The sequence below is a fragment of the Synechococcus sp. CCY9202 genome (assembly GCF_034931685.1).
Lineage (GTDB): Bacteria > Cyanobacteriota > Cyanobacteriia > PCC-6307 > Cyanobiaceae > CBW1002.
On sequence record NZ_JAYGID010000110.1, the window covers coordinates 1 to 20,006 of the forward strand.

Consider the following 20,006-nt stretch of genomic DNA (forward strand, 5'->3'; position numbering starts at 1 on the left):
CAGCGCTGTCTTCGGCGGCATCCAGCTCCTGCCGCTGCCGCCGCAGCTCGCCCTGGCGTTGCGCCAGGTTCTGGCGTTGCGCCTGCAGGGCTTCGGCCTCCTGCTGGTGCCGCTCCGCCTGCCGGGCCAGTTCGCGGCCACTGGCCTCCAGGCCCGCCAGCTCGGCCTGCACGGACAGAAGCTGATCTTCCCCGAGGGCTTTCACCTCCGCCTGCAACTGCTCCAGGGCCAGGGCTGCCTGCTGGATCTCGGCCTCGGCGGTTGCGATGGCTTCGCGATCACTGATCTGCTGGCGGCCCAGGGCTTCGCGGCGGCGATTCAGTTGGTCGCGCTGCTGCCTGGCGGCGTCCACTTCCAGCACCTGGGCCTGCAGCCGTCCGGTGATCAGCCGTTGGCGCAACTCCTGGTAGGTGCGGGCCTTGGCGCAGTCGCGCTCCAGTTTCTGGCGCGAGAGGAGCAGCTCCTGCTCCACGATGCGGCAACGCTCCTGGCGTTCCTGCACCTCATCGAGCTTGGCGCGCGTCTGGGCGATGCGGGTGTCGAACAGGGCCACACCGGCCAGCTCGTCGATGATGCCGCGCCGCTCCCGGGCACTCATCGACACGATGCGGGTCACATCGCCCTGCATCACCACGTTGCTGCCGTCGGGATCGACCCGCAGGCGCCGCAGCTGGGTCTGGAGCTGCTGCAGGTTGCAGGTCACCCCATCGGCGCTGTAGCTGCTGCTGTAGGTGCCACCGGGGGCCACCCGCAGGCGGCGGGTGACGCTCCAGGCCTTCTGGCCGGCCTGGATCCAGGGACCCTCCTCGGGGGGATCGAGGCCGGCCTCCGCCTCATCGGGCTGCCAGTCGCCCAGGTCGAAGCGCACGGTGACGCAGGCCTCGGCCGCCCGTCCCTGGCGCAGCACGGCGCTGTTGATCAGATCGGGCAGCCGTTCGGCCCGCATCCCCCGGCTGTTGGCCAGGCCGAGGCAAAAGAGCACGGCATCGAGAATGTTGCTCTTGCCGGAGCCGTTCGGGCCGGTCACCACGGTGAAACCGGGTTCGAGCGGGATCGCCACCGATCCGCCGAACGATTTGAACTGAGACAGCTCGACCTGATTGATGTGAACCACCAGGCCCGCCCACCGAGCAGCCGAAATGTAGCGGAGGTGGTTCCACGCTCAAGTCCACTCCTTAGCTTGGGTGAGCCGCCCGAACACCGTCGCCGCCATGGACCGGGACTCCGCCGATGCTCAGGCCGCCGCTGAGAGTGCTGCAGATGCCTCTGCTCAGAACACCGCTGAGAATGCAGCGCACAACGCATCGGAGAACGCCACGCAGAACGCTGCTGAGCGAGATGGCTCCACCGGGTCGTTGCAGGATCGCTTCCGCGAGCGCTTTGAAGCCCTGCTGCCGATCATTCAGAAGCAGTGGCCGGAGGTGGCGCGTCACACCCTGGAGGCCAGCCGCGGCAGCCTTGACGACCTCGCCGCGGTGATCGCCCAGCAGACCGGCCGTACCGCTGAGGGCGTGCATCACCAGCTGGAAGACCTGCTGCATGTCGCCGGCGACCAGAGCCGCCATCTGATCGACCGCATCGAGCCCCTGGAACGCCAGCTGGAAAGCCTGCTCGACGATCTCAATGCCACCCTGCGCCCCCGCATCGAGAAGCCGGTGCGGGAGCGGCCCTTGCTGGCGGTGGGCATCGCGGCCGGCGTGGGCCTGATTGTGGGTCTGCTGCTCGGTTCGGGGCGGCGCTCGGCATGAAGGAGCGGCAGGAGGAACGACGGGAACCCGGCCCGGCCCGGGTGGCGGCCGGCCGGGTGGGGGCCCTACTGACTTCGGTGATGGACCTGCATGTGCGCATCGCGCTGCAGGAGGTCGATCAGGAACGGCGCCGCCTGATCGGTGGTGCGCTGCTGATCAGTGGTGGGCTCACCCTGGTGCTGCTGGCCCTGGTGGCGGCGGAGCTGGCCCTGGTGCTGTGGCTGCATGGAGCCCTGCGCTGGAGCTGGATCCAGGCCGCCCTCGGTGCCGCCAGCATCGATCTGGTGGTGGCGGGATTGTTTCTGCGGGTGGGGGGGCAGTTGCTCAAGGGCCCCTATCTGCCCCAGACCACGGCCGGCCTGACCCGCACCGGCCGAGCCCTGTTCGGCCGGTAGCGGATCTTGCCTCAGCGGATCTCGCCTCAGCGGATGTCGTAGTTGAGCCAGCGGCAATCGATGCCGCCGTTGCTCACCGGGATGCGCCGGCTGGCCTTCATGCGCAGGGCACCGGTCAGTTCGGGATTGCCGCTGAGCAGCCACAGGGTCCAGCCGCCGCACCGCTGCTTCAGCATGGTGCCCAGATCGGCGTAGAGCTGCTCGAGGTCGTCCCGTTCCCCGATCCGTTCGCCGTAGGGCGGATTGCAGACCAGCACTCCCGCGGCTGCCGGGGGCTTGAAATCGCGGACGTCGCCCGCCTGCAGATCCAGCCAGTCGCCCACACCGGCGGCAGCGGCGTTGGTGCGGGCCTGCTCCAGCACGCTCGGATCCTGCTCCCGCCCCACGATCGGAGCCAGTGGATCCCCCTGGGGCCCGTGATCGCGCTGCAGGGCCCTGGCCTGGTCCAGCTCCGTCTCCCAGAGGTCTGGCTGGAAGTCGGGCCAGCCCTGCAGGGCGAAGCGGCGCGGTGGCCGTCCCGGCCCGCTCAGGCCGGGCGCCCGGCCCAGGGCGAGACAGGCGGCCTCGATCAGCAGGGTGCCACTGCCGCAGAGGGGATCGGCCAGGGGCACACGGCCATCCCAGCCGGTGAAGCTGATCAGCCCGGCGGCGAGGTTTTCCTTGAGCGGGGCCAGGCCCATGGCGGCCCGGTAGCCGCGGCGGTGCAGGCTGCCGCCGCTGCCCTCCAGGCTCAGCACCGCCTCGGGCCCGCCGCGGCCCCGACCGAGATGGAGGTGAAAGCTGAGGTCGGGCGTTTCCAGGTCCACGGTTGAGCGCTCGCCCCAGTGCTGGCGCTGCCAGTCCACCAGGGCGTTCTTCACCTCCAAAGCGCTGTAGTGGCTGTGGCTCAGCCCCGGGGCGCGGCCACTGGCATCAACCCGAAAGCGGCAATCGGGCGGCAACCAGAGGGCCCAGTCGGCGGCTTGCTGCACCCCGCGGTAAAGATCCTCGCGGCTGCGGCAGGGAAACCGGGCCAGCTCCCGCAGGATCCGGAAGGGCAGCCGAGCCTGCAGGTGTAGGCGGTACAAGGTCGCCAGGTCGCAGCGCAGCGCCACCGCCCGCTGCAGGGGCTGAACGTCCGTGGCCCCGAGGGCGCTCAGCTCAGCAGCGGCGGGCTGCTCAAGCCCAGGAGGCACCACCGCTGTGGCGGCGAAGCTGCCGCCGGGCTGGGTTCCGCCAGGGGCGGTTGTCCCCTGGATGGGTTCGGTGATGCCCACGGCGTTGGTGCCCCCTGCGGACGTCGCTGTGCTGCCACAATGAATGAGTCCGGTTTCGGCCGGACTAGGTGATCCACACCAGTGCTTCGGACAGCGGTTCGATTCCGCTCAGCTCCATTCGCCTTCTTCGTTCTGGCTGCTTGCCGGGATCCGGGCACGTCCCGGGGCTGCAATGGTTTCGACGGGGTATGAGGAGGGTGACTGAAGCCTGCTCGGTAAGAGCAAACCCGTAACAGCGAACAACATCGTTCGTTTCTCCCGTCAAGCTGCCCCTGTGGCTGCCTGACATCTCTAAGGGAGATGGGGTGAGGTCAGCCTTATCACCCAAATGACCCATGGGGCCTGGAAGGGCCCTTTTTAGTAGGTGGGGACTGGGTTTTTGGGTGGTTGATGCCCCCATGATTTCCATCCGTGACCAAAGGCGTGACCAAAGGTGGGTGGGGGTTAGCGCTTGGAGCGGCTTGGCGACCTCCGTCTCCATGGCGAACGGTCTTTGCCCTAGCGGCGCTACAGCCGTGCTCTTCTCCATTCACCAGCCGCTCGGCTGCGCTGGAAGGTGCCGGACTTGTGCCCCTTTGCGCGAGGTGGCATCTGGCTCTGCGCTGAACCCTCCTGCCGCCGCGGTTACTTGGAATTGAGCAGTTCCGCCAGCGGTACGAAGGTCTATCCGAGCCGCCGCAGGACAGGAATGACCCGGCGCAGTGCACGTTGGGTTTGCCCACTCAGGGGCATCGTGTCGTGCATCACCAGGATCAGAAAAGGCACCACAACGCAACCCCCCCCCCTGAAGACCACCTGGCCTCTGGACCTCACGCCAGCAGCGGCATTCGCGAACGCAGCGGATGGGCGGCTCCCCGTCGAGAAAAGGATTTCTTGCCGGCGCGAGCGGAGAGGCTTCGACCCATAAGGAGAATCCGCCAAGCCCCTGCTGCCATGGCTTTTTGGGCAGCCAGGTCTACGCGGACTCCGAGTTCCCCGGAGAGGGCAGGAAAGCTGTTACGTACCCGCTTATCTCCCATGGCGGACCCCTGCCCCCGTATGTGGCTGACGACTGCCGAAATGGCAGCACAGCTGGGGTTGCACTCCAAGACTCTGCTTCGCCTTCGCGGGTCAGAGCATTCACCGTTCCGAGAAGGCATTGACTTCCGGCGAGGTGGATTGACCACGCGCGCACCACTGCAATGGCACCGCCTCAACTGCGACCAAGCCTTCACGGGCTTCAAGCGGCTTGACCCCGCAGCGGTAGAGGTCTTCTCCCGCGCAGACCTTGAACTGCAGGCTTGCTCCCCTGCAGGCAAGAGAGCGGTGCGGATCGCTCAGCCTCGGAGGGCCTGAGCGATGCAAACGCAAGGAATTCCCAGGCCTGACTCACAACAGTCCATCAGCTGTCGCGTCGATCAGATCACCTTCAACTACTACCGCTTGCAGGAGGTGGTGCTGTGAGTCTGTCTCCTGAGCACCGCGACAAACTGCGCCAGTCGGCGCTCACGGATCAGCAAATTGATGCGCTGGGCTGGAGCAGCCTGCATACCGGCAGGCTCCAGATCCCGTATCTGCGGCCTGACGGCACTCCCGAGACTGGCCACGACGGGAAGCCCTTCATACGGGAAAGGCTGAGCCAGGCCGAAATCAATGCCAACCCCAAGGGCGGCAAGTACCGGAGCCCCAAAGGCCAAGGCTGCCGCCTCTTCCACAGCCCGCTGGCCATCGCAGCAGGTAACTACGAGCAGCGTCTACGGGACCGCTTCACCCCCCTGCGGATCACCGAAGGCGAGGCCAAGACCGCTGCCGCAAACGTCCACGACTCTGCCCGCCTGACCATCGGGCTAGGCGGTGTCAGCAGCTGGCGCGACCGCTACGACGGCCAGGGGCCGGACGACGAATCCAGGCCGCTGACCGACTGGGATGACATTCCCCTGCAGGGTCGTGAAGTGCGGTTGTGCTTCGACAGCGACCTGCGCAAACCGCAGGTGGCTGCAGAGCTGCAGAAGCTGGCCCGGTTCCTGCAGGAGCGCGGTGCTCACGTATTGATCGAGGTGCTGCCGCATGGCCTCGACGGCAAGCGGCTGGGCCTCGATGACCTGATCCACCGGCATGGCGCCGAGGTCTTCCACAAGATCGCAGCCATCGCTCGCAGCCCCTTCAAGACCACTAGGAACGGAATCTCCTGGGCTCTCAATCCCGAGCCGCAGAACACCCACGGCCGCGCGGTCTATGTGGTGGGGATGGTCGGACCTAACTGGCGGGCGGATCCGCTGGCGTCTGACCGCTGGTTGCGCTGGACCGGCACCCACTGGGAAGAAGTGGTCGGGAACGACGCTGTGACCGAGGCACTGCACCACTTCCTGGACATGCAGGGCTGGGAAAACCGTGAGCTCCGCACGATCCGCTCGCTGCAGGCCTATTTCCGGGCCACGGTGGGCGCCCTGCCACCGGTTCCTATGGAGGGCCTTATCCCGCTGCGGAATGGCTGCCTGAGGCTCTCAGACCGGGCTCTGGTGGAGCATGACCGGGAGCATGGCAACCGCTCGAGCCTGCCCTACGACTGGAACCCGCGCGCCAGCGCTGAGCCGATCGTTCAGTTCCTGCGCGACACGCTGGGATCCGAGACCGATGTTCAGATCGTTCGTGCCTTCGCGCGCGCCATCGTGCAAGGCGAACGGTTGAAGCCCTTTCTCGAGATCACCGGCAGCGGTGATACCGGCAAGTCCGTGGTGGGGAACCTGCTGATCGCCCTGGCGGGGGAGCGGAATACGGCATCAATGGATCTCGGCAAGCTTGAGGCCGAAAGCAGCCGATTCGAGACGCGCAAGTTGGCCGGAAGGCGGTTAGCGATCTTCAACGAATCACATCGCTACCACGGTCCTTTGGAGACCTTGAAAGCCCTCACGGGTGGTGATCGGATCCGGGCCGAGCTCAAGGGATCAAACGCAGATTGTGATTTCACCTTCGGTGGAGTCGCGGTGCTGATCGGGAACGGCTTGGTGCAGCCCTCGGATGCGAGCTCCGCCGTGCTGAATCGCCGCCGTGCGGTCTTTGCGGATCGGATTGTCAAGCCAGCCGATCAGCGCCCGATGCTGGAGCGCACTGCAAGCGGCTGGAGCGGTGAGCTCGCACCTTTCCTGTCTGGCTTCATGGCCTGGGTGCTGGCCATGCCTGACGCCGATGCCCGCACGGTGCTGGCACGGGATCATTGCTCTGTCGAGCGTATCGACAACGCCTACCGCGCCCTGCTCGAGACCGATCCGCTGCTGGCATGGGCCGATGACTACCTGGTCTGGGATCCGAAGGCTGTCGGAGCCCTTGCCGCTCGTATTGGTGCCTCCACTGATGAGCCCGAGAACTTCCTGTTCCCTCATTACCGGCGGGAACTGATGGGCCAGGAGCTCAAACCGCTGGCGAGCAAGAACTTCAAGACGCGACTGGTCTCGACACTGCGCGACTCGCTGGGCCTGGCGCTGCCGGAAGGACAGTTCAACGACACGCCCTACCGAGTTCGAGGTATGGGATCGGTCCTGCCATGCGTCCGGTTCCGGACGTTGGGCGATGACGAGGACAGCCCTGGCCTGATCCGCTTCGCCCTTCTCAATCAATCTTTCTCTGAACCTGATTATTCAGGAATGGAGGAGAACGGAACGGGAACGGTAGGGAACGGCAGCGGAACGGCACGGGAACGGCAAGAACCCAGTCTGGGCACGGCAAGTGCTCTGGGAACGGCAAAACTGAAAAAGCTGCCAATTGACGAATCACAATCGCCACCAGAAGGAAAACATTCCCATAGCGCTGATAAGTCGAAATTTCCCGTTCCTGCCGTTCCACCCGTGCCCCCACTGGGTTTTCGCCATGTCGCTGCCGTTCCTGATGTCGTTCCAGAGCTCGTTGCCGTTCCCGATCCCCCCGTTGGAACACCCATCACGGTCGATGGGGAGCCCGGATGGAGCCTGCCTGGGTCGATGCCGAAGGGGGACGGCCCCACCGTGCCGGTGCTCTGCGTCGCCCCTAATGGTGAGTCGCACCAGATCGAGCGCCGTCGCATCGTGCTGAGTTCCACCACCTCGCGGCGGCAACTGCGAGGGGCGGCCTGATGCACCCTTCCAAGCCCCATCCACTCGATACAGGGGGCGTCGATTCGGCAGGCGCGCCAGCCCAAGTGGTTGATCCGCTTGAGAAGGGCCGCGATCATTTGGAGGTGGCTCTGCTTGCGCAATCGGCGATCCGGACGCCATAGCTTGAGTAAGCCACCCGATCCCTCGCCAATTCCTTCGACGGTGCGGTGATTGATCCATCCCCACGCCTTGGAGACAACCCCATGAGCACCATCATCAGCTAGATCGACACCATCGACGCCCGGGACTGCAGCTACCTCTCAACCGCAGCGGATCCGCTGGCATACGCATCCCTTGATTCTGCATGCGACACCAGAGGGCCATCCGTCCGATAATGCATTGACTTCGACCGCTGCCTGAGGTGCGCAATGGCCAAGCAGCTTGATGCGTTACGTGCAACTACCCCGGTGAGCAAAGGCCGCGGTGGTCGGCCACGGCTCACCATTACTCCGCGCGACTTGCACCAGATCGAGCAGTTCGCAGCCATCGGGCTGGCCAACGCTGAGATCGCTTGCCTGGTTGGTGTCAGCGAGCGAACCCTCTACAGCTGGCTGCACAAACCAATGGTTATTGCAGCCCTTAAAAAGGGGCGCGCCAATGGTCTCGCTGTTGCCGGCAAGAAGCTCTGGGACAGGGTCAACGCAGGTGATCTCAGCGCGATCATCTGGTTCGAGAAGACACGCGGCAGGCGCTCTGACCGCGTGCAGGTCATCAATGAAGACGAGGCCGTGGACATCACACGGCAGCTCAGAGCTATGACCGACGACCAGCTTCGCCGGATTGCCGATGGTCAGTCGCCGGTAGACGTTTTGGGCTCATAAAGTCACGGCCAGTGTCTGAAACTTCTTCCTTGAGCTGGGCCTGGTGCGAATTCCAGGCCTCCCGATCAGCAAATCTGAGAGCAGGCCAGAAGGGCGTGATCAACCATGCCCAGGTCACCCCCTTTCTGGATCTGTCCGCCGGGGGCAAGGGCTGCGCAAGGCGCCGAGGCCGCTGCGCGGTCGCCGCCCCTTGCCTTCCCGGCGGTGCGTGGGGCGCCCCGTCACAGCGCCACAGGCGCCTGCGCCCATGTCTGCCTCTCTTGATGCCCTCACCCGGGAAGATCCCGTCGCCCTGGTCGAGTCCTGCTACAGGGCCCTGTTCTGGATCCTGCGCATGCACCAGAGCAAGCCGATCGCACGCACCTGGATCAACCATCCCTACGGTGAGGAAGAAATCGCCCTCCTGGAAGAGGAGCTGCTGCCGGCCATGGAGCAGTTCCTGGCCCGCACCGGTGAGATCGATGCCGCGCTCGAGGCCTGCCTCGATGCCGAAGTCGAGTTCCAGGCACCCGCCAAAGATGGGCAGTTGATGGGGGCTTGATCGGCCCCACCGGCCGCCCGCGGGGGCTACGGCCCCCTTTGGGCGACCAGGTTCTGCTCCTCGCGGATCAACCGGCTTTCGTCCGCCTCGCGATCAGCCATGGATCACTGGCACCAGGCGTAGGCCGTATCGGGCGACTGGCCCGTGGCCCACATGACGGCGGTGCAGACCGAGCTGGCTACACCGGAGAAGACGCTGCGTTGCTTCTGAACAGCGTGCGCTGGGCTGGTCGTGGCGGTCATGATCACGAGCAGGACGCCGAGGGCGAGGGAACGGCGACGGGCTTGGCTGGTGTTGGTCATGGGTCTGTTTCGGGGACCCCATCACCATCATTCGGAGGAGCGGCCGCAGTGGTGAGCTGGCTCTCTGAGGTTGGTGATCTTGCTCACTGGGGTGGCGGATGGGTCGATCTGGGCTGCTGGAGCTCTACTGCCGCCGTCGCACCGGAGTGGTCTTCAGGCCGTCTGCAGAGGCACTGATGATGGACTGTGTTCCAGGGACTGCAGGCCCCCCCCCGACAAGACATTCCCTCAAGAAGACCGGCGAAGAACGCAGACTCCAACTAGCTTCCTTCCATACAGGGGCCAGCATTCGAGCCATGAAGGAGCTTCCCTGCCTTGGCCAGCTGGAGACCGTGGATCTCCGGCAAGCCTGGGCCCATGAGGCCCATAGCTTCACCCCTTGGCTGGCAGAGAACCTGAACCGCCTTTCGGCCGCCCTGGGGATTCCCCTGGAACTGGAGGGCCAGGAGGTGAGCGTGGGCTCGTTCTCAGCCGATCTGCTGGCCCGCAACCCCCAGGACGGCTCCCTGGTGCTGATCGAGAACCAACTGGAACAGACCGATCACAACCACCTGGGCCAGATCCTCACCTATTTGGCTGGTCTGGAGGCCCAGGTGATCATCTGGATTGCCAGCGACTTCCGTGACCCCCATCTCTCGGCGATCAACTGGTTGAACGATCACACCGTTGATCCCTTCGCGTTCTTTGCCGTGCAGGTGAAGGCGGTGCGGATCGGCGATTCAGCCATCGCTCCCCTGTTCGAAGTGGTGGCGAAGCCAAACGGCTGGGACCGGCAGCTCCAGCAGCAGGTGGCTTCCAAGACGGGTGAGCTCTCTGATCTTGGCCAGTTCCGACTGGCCTTCTGGAGTCACCTGCTGGAGCTCTATCCCGACCAGAAGGCCTGGGGACCCGCCGATGCGGCCAGCTCACGTTGGTATCCGCTGAAGAACAGCTCCTTGGTTGTTGTGACCTATATCTCCGTGTATCGCTGCGGCATCTTTGTTCGCGGTAGGAGGGGACAGGAGCTGGAGGAGTCCAAGCAATTGCTCCTTTCCCATCAAGATGAGCTTGAGAAGCGCCTGGGCGTTCCCATCTCCGACAGCGAGGGCTATGGGCTGACGCAATCTCTGGAAGCCAACGCCCGCGACCCCTCCACCTGGCCTGACCTTGCTGCTTGGCTGGTCAGCCGGTTGAAGATCTACGTGGAGGCCCTGGAAGACATCGTGTCCAATCCCCTCGAAACCCAGCCATGAGCGCCGCCGTCCTCGCCCCCGGAGCCCGCATCGAGTGCCGCAGCGCCGAGTGGATGGTGCGCAGCCTGGGCCGCAGCTCCGATGGCAAGCAGGTGGTGGATGTGGTGGGGGTCTCGGCCTTCCTGCGGGAGAAGGAGGCTCGCTTCATCGTGGAGGTGGAGCAGGCGGCCGGCAGCTTCAAGGTGCTGCAGCCGGAAGACACCGAGCTGGTGGCTGATCCTTCCCCTCAGTACCGCGACAGCCTTCTGTTCATCGAGGCCCATCTGCGCCGCACGGTGCCCACCGACGGCTCGCTGGTAGTGGGCCATCGGGCGGCGATGGACGTGATGGACTTCCAGCTGCAGCCGGCCGCCAAGGCCCTGGCGATGCCGCGGCAGCGGCTGTTGATTGCCGATGCGGTGGGGCTCGGCAAGACGCTGGAGTGCGGCATCCTCTGCAGCGAGCTGATCCGCCGCGGCCGGGGCAAGCGGCTCCTGGTCGTCACCACCAAGAGCATGCTGGTTCAGTTCCAGAAGGAGTTCTGGACACGCTTCTCGATCCCCCTGGTGCGCCTCGATTCGGTGGGGATCCAGCGGATTCGCGAGCAGATCCCCACCAACCAGAACCCTTTCCACTACTACGACAAGGCGATCGTGTCGGTGGACACGCTCAAGAACGACCGCGAATACCGCTACTACCTCGATAGCGCCAGCTGGGACATCATCGTGATCGATGAATGCCAGAACGTGGCCGAACGCGGCAAGAGTTCGGCGCAGAATTCGCAACGGGCCCGCTTGGCGAAGCGACTGGCCACCCGTTCCGACACGCTGATCCTGCTGTCGGCCACCCCCCACGACGGCAGCTCAAGGAGCTTCGCCAGCTTGATGAACATGCTCGATGCCACGGCGATCGCCGACCCGAGCCACTACACCAAGGACGACATCAAGGACCTCTACGTGCGGCGCTTCCGTAAGGACGTGATCGCCGATCTGCGCAAGACCGTCAAGGAGCGGGAGAGCATGGACGTGGAGTGCCAGGCGAGCGAGCGGGAAGAGCGGGTCTTCGCCCTGCTGGCTGATCTGAAGCTGCCTGACACCGATGCCAAGGCCAAGGCGGGCCAGCTGTTCCGCACCACCCTGGCCAAGAGCATGCTCTCGAGCCCGATGGCGGCGCTGGAAACGGTGCGCAATCGCCTTAAGAGGCTGCGGGCTGGGACCACGCCGGCTCCAGCTGATATCGCAGCCCTGGAGCCCCTGGAACCCCTGCTGGTGGCGATCGGCGCCGAAGATTTCTCCAAGTACCAGCGCCTGCTGCAGCTGATCCGCACCGATTGGAGCTGGAAGGGCAAGGACCCGAAGGACCGGCTGGTGATCTTCACGGGGCGGCGCGAAAGCCAGCGCTTCCTGGTGGAACACCTCTCCCAGGACCTGGGCCTGCCGAAGGGCGCCGTGGTTCAGCTGGATGGGGCTATGCCCGATGTTGAGCAGACGCAGGTGGTGGAGCAGTTCGCCCAGGAGAAGGAGGCGGTGCGGATCCTGGTGGCGACCGAAGTGGCCTCAGAAGGCCTGAACCTGCACTACCTGAGCCATCGGCTCGTGCACTTCGACATCCCCTGGTCGCTGATGACCCTGCAGCAGCGCAATGGCCGCATCGATCGCTATGGCCAGCCGCAGCAACCCCAGATCCGCTACCTGCTCACGGCCTCCCGCAGCGAAGGCATGGGCGACACCGAGAAGATTCTGCGGGTGCTGATCAGGAAAGATGCGCAGGCCCAGCAGAACATCGGCGATCCCTCGGTGTTCCTGCGGGTCTTTGATCCGGCGGCGGAAGAGATCGTGATTGAGCAAGCGGTTGAAGCTGGCGACGCCTCTGGACTGGAAGCGCGGATGGATGCCAACGCAGCGCCCTATCTGGAGGCATCCGCCGGTGATGGTCTGTTCGATGCGCTGTTCGGCAGCAGTGATGGGGGGAACACCTCCGCTGGTGAAGTCATGCCTGATGAGCCCGTCCCGGCAGTCCAGCGCAGCCAAGCCTTCAGCCTGTTCCCAAGCCTCTGGAGCTATGTGGAGCGCTCTCTGGAGGCGGTGAGCGAGCAGATGGAGCGCCGCGGCGAAACGCTCGATCTCAAGCCTTATCCGGCGGAGGAGCGCCTCGAGCTCACCCCACCGAAGGATCTGCAACGTCGCTACGACCGCTACCCCCGCGAGCTGCAGCCGCCACGTGGCCAGCGCCTGGCGCTCAGCACCGATCCGGAAGCCCTGCAGCGCTCCCTGGAACAGGCCCGCCGGCAGGACAGCTCCTGGCCGGAACTGGAATACCTCTGGGATCTGCACCCGCTGGTCGACTGGCTGGCTGACCGCGGCCAGATCGCTTTCTCCCGCCACCAGGCGCCGGTGCTGCAGCTCAGCGAAGGGCTCGAGCCGGGTGAGGTGGTGATGGTGCTGCAGGGCACGATCCCCAACCAGCGTGGTGTGCCGGTGGTGCAGGAGTGGGTGGCCGTGCGCTTTGCGGGCAGTGGCTTGCGGGTGGCGGCGGTGGAGCCATTCCAGGCCGTGGCCGAGCGGCTGAAGCTGGGACGCCACAGCTACGCGAACCCTGGAGCGGCCATCGCCGACTCCCTCAAGCAGCAGCGCAAGGTGGCCGTGGATGCGGCCCACCAGTACCTGCTGGAATGCCGTGAGCAGTGGAAACAGCGCATGCAGCCGGAGCTGGAGGCCCAGCGGCAGCGCCTGCGGCGTTTGCGAGGGCGGCAGGTGAAGCAGCTGGAGCTGGCTTACGACGCCGACAAGAGCCGCCAACAGGTGAAAGACAAGAAACGGCATGAACGAATGAAGGCCATCGATGTGTGCTTCCAGGATCACGAGCGTTTCGTGGAAGAGGTGATGACAATCGAACCGGCGCCTTACCTCAAGTTGGTAGCCGTGCTGCACCGCGAGGGTTGAACCAATGGCACTACCCGGCATCAGCAACGCCAACGAGTTCTATTCCGCCCACTACCTCGAGAGCGTGCTCACGAGCGACATCAAGAAGGTGCGCGAGCGCTGGACCGACCAGGCCAAGGCCGAGCTGGAGGCACACCCCACCGCTGAGATCACTACCCCCGAGCAACGCTTCAAGGCCCTGCGCAAACCCTGGCAGAAGCTGCGGGAAGCGGAGCAGGGAATCACCAGTGACCCCGCCGAGCGGCTCAGGTTGCAGCGAGAGCTGTTCTTCCAGCCGCTGCTCGAGGCCCTCGGCTATCCCTATGCCCCCAAGGCCGAGCCGGTTCTGATCGGCGGGGATGCCTATCAGGTGCCACTGCTGGCGGAGGTGCGTAATGCCAAAGGCGACCCCTGGCTGTGGGTTGTGGAGTGCTTCAACCCCAGCGATGAGGCAGCCGACCCGCTTGATCTCACCATTGCCACCAGCTGGGCCACTCAAGTCGCCGACATCACAGACGGCAAGGTGGTGCTTGGCATGGACGGCCAACCCTGCGAAACCTGGCAGGAGCTGATCAGCGAGCGGGTGTTCGGCCAGGAGACCCCGCCGCGTTGGGTGCTGGCGGTGAGCCGCGACCAGCTGCTGCTGATCGATCGCCAGAAGTGGGCCGCTTCACGGCTGCTGCGCTTCGAGCTGGAAACCTTGCTGGGGGAGAACAACCCCGATGCCCTGCTGGCCGCGGCCACGTTGCTTCATCGGGAGCACACTTGCCCGAGCGAAGGCGGTACGCCGCTGCTCGATGAGCTGGATGAGAACAGCCACAAGCACGCCTACGAAGTCTCCACTGATCTCAAGTACGCCCTGCGCCGCTCGATTGAGCTGCTGGGTAATGAGGTGGTGGCCTTCATCAAGGCCCAGAAGAAGGGCGTCTACGAGGAGCGGCTGGATCCGCAGCGGCTGACACTGGAGCTGCTGCGCTTCATGTACCGGCTGCTGTTCCTGTTCTTCATCGAGAGCCGCCACCAGGAGCTGGGCTACGCGCCGATGGGCAACGACGTGTTCCGGCTCGGCTACAGCCTCGAGAGCCTGCGGGATCTGGAGTCCGCCGAACTGGCCACGGAGGAAGACCGCGAGGGCACCTACATCAGCGAGTCGCTGGATCGGCTGTTCCAGATGATCTGGGAGGGCTACCCGAAGAAGGGAGATCAGGAGGCCGTGCAGCCCGATCTGGAGGGCACCAGCGAGGTGATCCACGAAACCTTCCGGGTGGTGCCGCTGCGCTCCCACCTGTTCGATCCGGAGCGGCTGCCGATCCTCAACGGGCTGGTCAAAGACGAGAAGGGCGACAAACGGTGGCCCAAGGTGCGTTTCCGCAATGGGGTGCTGCGCGAGGTGATCGAGCTGATGTCGCTCACCAAGGAGGGCAAGGGCAAGCGACGCGGCCGGGTGAGCTACTCCCAGCTCGGCATCAACCAGCTGGGAGCGGTCTATGAGGCCCTGCTCAGCTTCCGCGGGTTCTTCGCCGAGAAAGACCTCTACGAGGTGCAGCCCGCCCCGAAGAAAGCCAAAGCTTCCGCCAGTGATGAGGATGAGCTCGATGGCGACGACGGCAGCAGCGATCAGGCAACCACCAAGGCCAGCGGCCAGCAACACGACGAACTGGAGGTTGGCTACTTCGTGACCGCCGAGCAGCTCAAGGCCTACAAGACCGAGGAGATCGTGCCCGATCCCACCACCGGCCAACCCAAGAAGTACGAGAAGGGCAGCTTCATCTACCGCCTGGCCGGCCGCGACCGGCAGAAGAGCGCCAGCTACTACACGCCGGAGGTGCTCACCAGCTGCCAGATCAAGTACACGCTCAAAGAAGCGCTGGTGGGCAAGAGCGCCGCCGACATCCTGCAGCTGAAGCTTCTGGAGATGGCGATGGGATCGGCCGCCTATCTCAATGAGCTGGTGAACCAGCTGGCCCTGTCCTACCTGGAGCGGCGCCAGCAGGAAACCGGCAAGAGCATCCCCCACGAGCGCTTCCAGCAGGAGCTGCAGAAGGTCAAGATGCGCTTGGCCGACCAGAACGTGTTCGGCGTGGATCTCAACCCGGTGGCAGTGGAGCTGGCCGAGGTGAGCCTGTGGCTCAACAGCATCTTTGCGCCGGAGCAGGGGCGGGCGTTCGTGCCCTGGTTCAGCCAGCAGCTGGTGTGCGGCAACTCACTGATCGGCGCGCGGCGGCAGATCTACAGGGTGAGCCAGCTGCCCACCGGTACCGGCCGCAAGGCGAAGCCCAGCAAGCTCTGGCATGAACAAGCACCAGAGGAGCTTGCCTGGGATGCGGCGCTGCCGGCCGACGCGATCTTCCACTTCCTGCTGCCCGATCCAGGCATGGCGGCCTATGCCGACAAGGTGATCAAGGAGCTGGAACCCGAAGCGATTGAGCGCTGCAAGCGCTGGAACAAGGCGTTTGTGGGTGAGGCGTTCACTGAGGCCCAGATCGACCACCTGCTGCGGCTGAGCCAGCTGGTGGATGGACTCTGGAAGAAATGGGCCCACGACCAGACGGCCCTGCGCGAGCGCACCACCGACCCACTACCGGTCTGGGAAGACCCCACCGGAACCCAAGAGGGAGCCTGGACGCCCTTGCGTCTGAAGGACCGCATCCAGGAGCAGGAGGTGCTGGGCCGCGATGTGGCCAACACCAACGCCCGCCTGCGGCTGAAGTGGGCGATGGACTACTGGGTGGCGCTGTGGTTTTGGCCGATCCGCCAGGCGGGACTACTGCCAAGCCGCGATGAGTGGCTGATGGAGCTGAGCATGATCCTGGGCGACCTGGAGCAGGGGATCACGCCTGAATCGGGCCAGATGAACATGTTTGCAGATACGCAACCGAAACAGCTGGCGGTGGACTTCAGCGACCAACACGGCTTCGTGAATGTGAACAAGCTGCTCGAAGACTTCGAACGCCTCCGCCAGGTGCAAGCGGTTAGTGAACGCATACGGCCACTGCACTGGGATCTGGAATTCGCCGATCTGCTGGCAGGCGGTGGCTTCGATCTGATCGTGGGCAACCCGCCCTGGCTGAAGGTGGAGTGGGAAGAGAAAGGCGTGATCGGCGATGCCGACCCGATGGTGCTGATCCGCAAGGTGAGCGCCAGCGAGCTGGCGAATCGACGCAAGGAGGCGTTTGAGGCCCATCCAGATCTGCAGGCGGCCTATCTGGAGGAGTTTGAGGGGCAGAACGGAAGTCAGGCGTTTCTCAATGCCGTGGCCAACTATCCGCTGCTCAAGGGGAGCCAGACGAATCTATTCAAGTGCTTCCTGCCACAGTCTTGGCGGGTGGCGTCATCGCAGGGGGTGCAGGGATTCCTTCACCCGGAAGGGGTCTATGACGACCCGAAGGGTGGGGAGCTGCGGGAGGTGCTGTATGGGCGGCTGCGGAATCACTTCCAGTTTGAAAATCAGCTTTCGGTTTTTGCAGAAGTGCATCACAACACAAAGTTCAGCATCAATGTATATGGGCATGTTCGGCAGCCGAGCTTCATCCATCTTGCCAATCTATTTCGAGCAAATACTATAGATGCATGCTTTGCTCATGATGGCAGTGGTGCCATAGGAGGAATCAAGACAGATAGCAACCAATGGAACGTGACGGGTCATCGCCAACGAATGATTCCGGTAGGCGAAAGGGCCCTGGAATTGTTTGCCCAGCTCTACGACGAGCCAGGGACGCCTGCTCGCCAGGCCCGTTTGCCAGCACTGCACTCCCAGCAGCTGCAGAGTGTTCTGGAGAAATTCGCGGCAGCACCAAGGCGGCTTGGTGATCTCCAGGGTGAATACATCGCGCTGGAGATGTGGCACGAGACCAATGCCCAGAAAGACGGCACGATCCGGCGCGACACTGGCTTCCCCGAGCATCCCTCAGAGCTGGTGCTCTCCGGCCCACATTTCTATGTTGGGCGCCCTTTCAACAAAACACCACGATCAGTCTGCTCGCTCAACAGTCATTACGATTGCGTTGATCTCACAGCCCTGCCAGAGGATTATCTGCCCCGCACTAATTACCGTCCAAATGTGTCGCCTTCCGAATACGACTCCCGCACTCCGCGGGTGCCGTGGGGGAGCAAGCCATCTGTTACAGGATTTTATCGGTTGATGAGCCGGAAAATGCTGGCGCCAGCTAATGAGCGAACTCTTATCTCATCGCTTCAGGCACCGGGGAAAGGCCACATTCATGGCTGTCTTTCCCATACCTTTAAATCTAAGTCTATTTTAACTTTATTTGCTGCCATCAAGGCGTCCCTAGTCGCCGACTTCTATGTCAAGTCAACTGGAAAAACCAACTACCTAGATGACGTCGCCAGTAGACTACCAAGCCCTAATCTTGATAGTCGTTCATCTCTCAGAGCGCTGATCCTCAACTGCCTCACCACCCACTACGCCGATCTCTGGAGCGAATGCTGGAAGGATGCCTTCCGCCAGCAACGCTGGGCCAAACAGGATCCCCGCCTCCCCAACGAGTTCTTCACCAACCTCACCCCCACCTGGCAGCGCGACTGCGCCTTGCGCACCGATTACGCCCGCCGCCAGGCCCTGGTGGAGATCGATGTGCTGGTGGCCCAGGCCCTCGGCCTCACCCTCGAAGAACTGATCACCATCTACCGCGTGCAGTTCCCGGTGATGCAGCAATACGAACGCGACACCTGGTACGACAGCAACGGCCGCATTGTGTTCACCGCCAGCAAGGGCCTCACCGGCGTCGGCTTCCCGCGTAAAGGTTCAGGCCGTGGCCTCAACAAGACCACCGGCTGGGAAGACATCCAGGAGATGACCTCTGGTACTGTCTCCCGCACCATCCTCGATGACACCCTTCCCGGTGGGCCTGTCGAGCGCACGATCACCTATGAGGCACCGTTTGATCGCTGTGATCGAGTGGAGGATTATCGGGTGTCTTGGGCCTTCTTCGAGAAGCAGAGCGCTTCAGCATGACCATCTACGAAGACACCAACCCCAAGCGCCTCCTTGATCTGCTCGCCCTCGTTGAAGCAGGCGACATGGTGTTGCCCGACTTCCAGCGCGACTTCGTCTGGGAGCCCAGCGCTACCCAGTCCTTGATCGTCTCAATCGCCAACAGCTATCCCGCTGGCAGCATTCTGCGGGTGCGTGACCGAGAACGGGTCTTTTCAGCTCGTGCCTTCGAGGGGGCTCCCCCCGCTAGCGAACATCACACCTTCCTGGTACTCGATGGCCAGCAGCGACTCACCTCCCTCTATCAGGCCTTCTACGGGAAGGGCGATCATCGCTACTACCTCAGCCTCCAGAAGCTGATCGATGGCGAGGACTTCGAAGACGCCATCAGCTATCTGCGCATCACCCGATCCGCCTTCAAGCGGCGAGAAGAACTCAGCTACCAGGCTGAGCATCTTCTATTGCCCCTGGCCGTCTTGAAGGGCGGCACGGGTGCCTATCTCAACTGGATGCTCATGGTGGTGGCCACCCGCCCCGCAGAAGGGCGCGACCAGCTCCAGCAGCAGCTCCTCAAGATCCGCGGCGACTGGATCGATGCCTTCGAGCGCTACGACTTTCCAGTTGTCACCCTTTCCGCTGAAACGGAGCCAGCGGCTCTCTGCACGATCTTCGAAACGCTCAACCGCACTGGCGTGAAGCTCAGTGTGTTCGAACTGCTCACTGCTCGCTTCTGGAGCCACGACCTGCGCCTTCGTGATCTCTGGGAGCAGGCCAGAGCTGATCACCCACTGATCAGTCGGTTTGATGTGGATCCCTACTACCTGCTGATGGCCATCGCTCTCGCGGGCGGCCAGGCCCGCAGCTGCAAGCGGGGCGACGTGCTCAACCTGGCTGCCGACACCGTGACCATCTGGTGGCCGCGGGTGGTGAAGGCTCTGGATCGCGCCCTCACGATTCTCGTCGACGACTGTTGGGTACTACAGCCCCGTTGGTTGCCCTACGCCACCATGCTGCCGCCGATGGCCGCAGCGCTTGCCTGCGTCGACGCTACAAGAGGAGTCCTCGTGGGTGCCCAGCGTGAGCAGATCCGGCGCTGGTTCTGGTGCTCGGTGTTCAGCCAGGCCTACGAGAACGCGCCCAACACCAAGAGCACCCGCGACGTGAACGAACTGATTGCCTGGTTTGCGGATCCCCAGGCTCAGCCGCCGGAAACCGTCCGCAGCTTCCGGTTCAATCCTGACCATCTGCGCGAGGTCACCCCTCGCCAACGCTCTCTCTACCGAGCCACGATCTGCTTGATGCTCGCTTCTGGCAACGCCCCACTCGACTTCCACACGCGTGCCGTGCTCAACCACCATCTGCTCGAGAGCAACGGCATCGACGACCATCACATCTTTCCCGCCAAATATCTGGAAGATCGAAGATTTGATGCTCGCCAACGCGACGTCGTCCTCAATCGCTGTCTGATCGACCGCGGCACCAACCAGCACATCAGCTGCTTGGCACCAGCCATCTACATGGCTGAGCTGCGTGACCAGCCCGGCTTTCCCATGCAGCTGGTGCTGCAGAGCCATCTGATCCCCTGCGACACCGATTCGGGCCTCTGGAACAACGACTACGAGTGCTTCCTCGGCCAACGCCAGGCTCTTCTGGCCGCGGCCATCCAGCAGGCCTGTAGCGGCAAGGCTCAGGCTGTGCAACTTGCATGAAAATCATGAGCCAGTTCTTCTGTGGAGCAAATTGGCTTGTTG

At 63.9% G+C, this 20,006-nt stretch carries 12 protein-coding genes; 9 read left to right on the forward strand and 3 right to left on the reverse strand.

Annotated features, from left to right (window positions below; all coding sequences use genetic code 11):
* Positions 1-1,114: AAA family ATPase (locus VB777_RS13925; protein ID WP_323249677.1), on the reverse strand; the 1,114-nt coding region annotated here is incomplete at its 3' end.
* A gap of 97 nt (positions 1,115-1,211) precedes the next feature.
* Here VB777_RS13925 and VB777_RS13930 point away from each other — a divergent pair.
* Positions 1,212-1,748: a DUF883 family protein gene (locus VB777_RS13930; RefSeq protein WP_322758785.1), complete on the forward strand. Its 537-nt coding sequence runs from the start codon at positions 1,212-1,214 to the stop codon at positions 1,746-1,748.
* Positions 1,745-2,143, forward strand: a complete 399-nt coding sequence (locus VB777_RS13935) for a phage holin family protein (protein ID WP_197158738.1) — start codon at positions 1,745-1,747, stop codon at positions 2,141-2,143. Before VB777_RS13930 ends, VB777_RS13935 begins: the two co-directional genes overlap by 4 nt.
* A gap of 26 nt (positions 2,144-2,169) precedes the next feature.
* On the opposite strand, the gene VB777_RS13940 is transcribed toward VB777_RS13935, so the two are convergent.
* Positions 2,170-3,393: a THUMP domain-containing class I SAM-dependent RNA methyltransferase gene (locus tag VB777_RS13940; RefSeq protein WP_416238357.1), complete on the reverse strand. Its 1,224-nt coding sequence runs from the start codon at positions 3,391-3,393 to the stop codon at positions 2,170-2,172.
* A 1,445-nt stretch (positions 3,394-4,838) separates the two neighbouring features.
* Between VB777_RS13940 and VB777_RS13945 the strand changes: the two genes are divergently transcribed.
* The 3 genes from VB777_RS13945 (at position 4,839) to VB777_RS13955 (ending at position 8,867) form a co-directional block, all read left to right on the forward strand.
* Positions 4,839-7,484, forward strand: a complete 2,646-nt coding sequence (locus VB777_RS13945; protein ID WP_323249679.1) for a DUF3854 domain-containing protein — start codon at positions 4,839-4,841, stop codon at positions 7,482-7,484.
* Between the two features lie 389 nt (positions 7,485-7,873).
* Entirely contained in the window at positions 7,874-8,326 is a 453-nt protein-coding gene (locus tag VB777_RS13950; protein WP_323249682.1) for a hypothetical protein, read from the forward strand.
* A 247-nt stretch (positions 8,327-8,573) separates the two neighbouring features.
* Complete coding sequence (locus VB777_RS13955; RefSeq protein WP_323249683.1) at positions 8,574-8,867, forward strand: hypothetical protein; 294 nt, start codon at positions 8,574-8,576, stop codon at positions 8,865-8,867.
* 104 nt (positions 8,868-8,971) lie between these two features.
* Here VB777_RS13955 and VB777_RS13960 read toward each other — a convergent pair whose 3' ends face one another.
* Positions 8,972-9,169 carry a hypothetical protein gene (locus VB777_RS13960; protein WP_323249684.1) on the reverse strand — a complete coding sequence of 66 codons (198 nt, stop codon included), beginning with the start codon at positions 9,167-9,169 and terminating at the stop codon, positions 8,972-8,974.
* 296 nt (positions 9,170-9,465) lie between these two features.
* Between VB777_RS13960 and VB777_RS13965 the strand changes: the two genes are divergently transcribed.
* The 4 genes from VB777_RS13965 to VB777_RS13980 are packed head-to-tail and all read left to right on the forward strand — an operon-like array spanning position 9,466 to position 19,964.
* Entirely contained in the window at positions 9,466-10,401 is a 936-nt protein-coding gene (locus VB777_RS13965; RefSeq protein ID WP_323249686.1) for a hypothetical protein, read from the forward strand.
* Entirely contained in the window at positions 10,398-13,322 is a 2,925-nt protein-coding gene (locus tag VB777_RS13970) for a DEAD/DEAH box helicase (protein ID WP_323249689.1), read from the forward strand. Before VB777_RS13965 ends, VB777_RS13970 begins: the two co-directional genes overlap by 4 nt.
* Before the next feature lie 4 nt (positions 13,323-13,326).
* Entirely contained in the window at positions 13,327-18,276 is a 4,950-nt protein-coding gene (locus VB777_RS13975) for an Eco57I restriction-modification methylase domain-containing protein (RefSeq protein ID WP_323249691.1), read from the forward strand.
* Positions 18,273-19,964 carry a GmrSD restriction endonuclease domain-containing protein gene (locus tag VB777_RS13980; RefSeq protein WP_323249692.1) on the forward strand — a complete coding sequence of 564 codons (1,692 nt, stop codon included), beginning with the start codon at positions 18,273-18,275 and terminating at the stop codon, positions 19,962-19,964. Before VB777_RS13975 ends, VB777_RS13980 begins: the two co-directional genes overlap by 4 nt.
* Positions 19,965-20,006 lie beyond the last annotated feature (42 nt).